The organism is Okeania sp. SIO2C2 (genome assembly GCF_010692625.1).
Lineage (GTDB): Bacteria > Cyanobacteriota > Cyanobacteriia > Cyanobacteriales > Microcoleaceae > Okeania > Okeania hirsuta.
Genome location: NZ_JAAHGM010000154.1, coordinates 1 through 2,036 on the forward strand (window position 1 = coordinate 1; position 2,036 = coordinate 2,036).

The 2,036-nt window shown below is 35.0% G+C and carries 4 protein-coding genes; 2 read left to right on the forward strand and 2 right to left on the reverse strand.

Annotated elements, in window-relative coordinates:
• The first annotated feature begins 389 nt into the window (after positions 1-389).
• Positions 390-608 (forward strand): hypothetical protein, encoded by a 219-nt coding sequence (locus F6K18_RS36000; RefSeq protein WP_287528153.1) that lies wholly within the window; start codon positions 390-392, stop codon positions 606-608.
• Positions 602-898, forward strand: a complete 297-nt coding sequence (locus F6K18_RS36005) for a type II toxin-antitoxin system VapC family toxin (RefSeq protein WP_287528155.1) — start codon at positions 602-604, stop codon at positions 896-898. The genes F6K18_RS36000 and F6K18_RS36005 overlap by 7 nt, the downstream gene beginning before the upstream one ends.
• A gap of 258 nt (positions 899-1,156) precedes the next feature.
• Here F6K18_RS36005 and F6K18_RS36010 read toward each other — a convergent pair whose 3' ends face one another.
• Positions 1,157-1,390, reverse strand: coding sequence for a hypothetical protein (locus F6K18_RS36010; RefSeq protein WP_287528157.1), 234 nt, complete (start codon positions 1,388-1,390; stop codon positions 1,157-1,159).
• 60 nt (positions 1,391-1,450) lie between these two features.
• The gene (locus F6K18_RS36015; RefSeq protein WP_287528159.1) at positions 1,451-1,906 is read right to left on the reverse strand and encodes a hypothetical protein; all 456 of its coding nucleotides are present in this window, start codon (positions 1,904-1,906) and stop codon (positions 1,451-1,453) included.
• Positions 1,907-2,036 lie beyond the last annotated feature (130 nt).

Consider the following 2,036-nt stretch of genomic DNA (forward strand, 5'->3'; position numbering starts at 1 on the left):
ATTGACAAAGACTTAAATGTAAGTATAGAGTGTAGAGATGCGGTTGGCTTGACCGTTAATGCCTGTGGATGAGTAACCGCCGACGGCCTCAGCAGTTTGCGTAGCATTCCGTAGGAAAGCAGGAAGTAAACATCAATTTGTCACGTTATGTGACGCTTTGTATCAGTTTTATGAAGCAGTTTTCAGGTCAATGAACCACATTAAAAAATGATAACCCTGTAGGGACGTTCCATGCAGCGTCTCTACTAAAATGAAAACGCTGTATGGTAGAGATATGTCAACTTGAAATCTAGTAAAGTAAGGAAAATATCGCCATTTTTGTCCAACAGTGTTTGTGAGAAAGTTAACAATAGAGTTTATCTGAGTTTATCTATAGATAGGAGAAAATTATGCGAAATGTTAAGAAGAAAATAGTTACCGATGAAGCTATGCGTCCTGTAGCAGTTTTGATTGACTATCAGGACTGGCAAGAAATTGAAAAGTTATTGGCGACTTGTGAGTTAAAAACGGAAGCACAAAATAATGTAGATTTAGCTAAGTATGCAGGCACAATAAAACTCAGTCTAGACCCTTTGGAATATCAACAACAAATTAGGGATGAATGGTAGCGATCGAAAATTTAATTGTGCTAGATACAAATGTAGTTTTGTATTATTTAGGTGGGCGGTTAGTCAACCCTCTACCTGATGCTAGATATTTTGTTTCTATAATTACAGAAATAGAATTGCTGTCTTATCCTAATTTAACTCCTGTTGAGGAAGTACAAATTGGTAATTTTTTAGCTCAGATAACAATAGTTGGTATTGAGAGTCAGATCAAAGATTTAGCGATCACTTTACGCAAAAGTTACAAGTTGAAACTTCCTGATATATTGTGGCAGCAACAGCACAGTCACTGAATGCTAAGTTATTTACAAATGATGCCAGACTGATAAATTTGTCAGAAATTAAAACTGAGTCTGTACAAATTTTATGATTGGAGAGCATTAACTTAATCAAAGCAGGACTTACGCATCAGGAACGCAATTTTGACGTTTGATATGCTATCCTGACACTGCTTTGCTACGCACATGAAACGCAAACACTGTCGTTTGCTGTCGCAAAGCTGCGCTAACGCAATGACAGAAATATCTTATTTTGCGTAAGTCCTAACAAATTTAAGTAATTAAGGTACTTTGTTCAACATTTATCATTCTTGCATAAAGAATTTGCTCATTAATTTCTAGATTATTGATTAAGCTTAAAGAAGTTACAATACCACTGCCTATTAATTCTCCTTCTATCTCTCCATACTCGACCTGCAAAATAATATTATCTGCCCGTGAATCATTAGATACACTATCCGGATCTTGCCAGGTTCCCAAACCACTAATTTCTGTTGTTGCTTTCATAAAATTTAATGATTCAGATTTGAATCTGGGCACAGTTAATGTTAATAATTCCTGTTAAATTTACGAGAATTTAACATGATTACTTTCATCCCCAAATAGTAGTGCAAAAAGCACATCCTTAGCTAGAAGAAGTAATTCATTACCCTGGTTACTCCGATATTTTTCTGTGATTAAGTCAGTTCCTTTTTCTGGAGGATTATTAATTAAATATCCAGCTTCTATTAGTTGATTGCGGTCTATTTTTTCATGCTTTTTGAGAAATTTATCTAATTTTTCTCTATCCAGTGCCATGTCTTTTAGACGTTCTATTCTTGAAAGCCTATCTTGAGCTTTTTGTTCTTGAATAGCTTTAATATCTTTCTTTTTTATATATAAAGAATCTAAAGTTAAACGTATAATTTGCTCAATTAACCATTCTCGGTCTTGTTGTACTAAATAACTGCGTAATTTTTCCTCGAACTGAGGAGCTAGCTCTTCTTTAACAGAACTAACTATACCTTGAATATTCAGACTCATTTCGGCTTTGTTGCACAAAAGGTGACGTTTAGGCTATAAATAGCATCAGGATAATACGAATCAGTAGATACTCGTGAAGTCCAAGTCTAAGTCCAAGTCTAAGTCACTGCCTCGGTACAAGGTCAAGAAT

What these genes read in the sequence shown, in the direction of transcription:
- F6K18_RS36015 (WP_287528159.1), bottom strand. Translation starts at nt 1,906, where the DNA reads ATGAGTCTGAATATTCAAGGTATAGTTAGTTCTGTTAAAGAAGAGCTA.
- F6K18_RS36005 (WP_287528155.1), top strand. Translation starts at nt 602, where the DNA reads ATGGTAGCGATCGAAAATTTAATTGTGCTAGATACAAATGTAGTTTTG.
- F6K18_RS36000 (WP_287528153.1), top strand. Translation starts at nt 390, where the DNA reads ATGCGAAATGTTAAGAAGAAAATAGTTACCGATGAAGCTATGCGTCCT.
- F6K18_RS36010 (WP_287528157.1), bottom strand. Translation starts at nt 1,390, where the DNA reads ATGAAAGCAACAACAGAAATTAGTGGTTTGGGAACCTGGCAAGATCCG.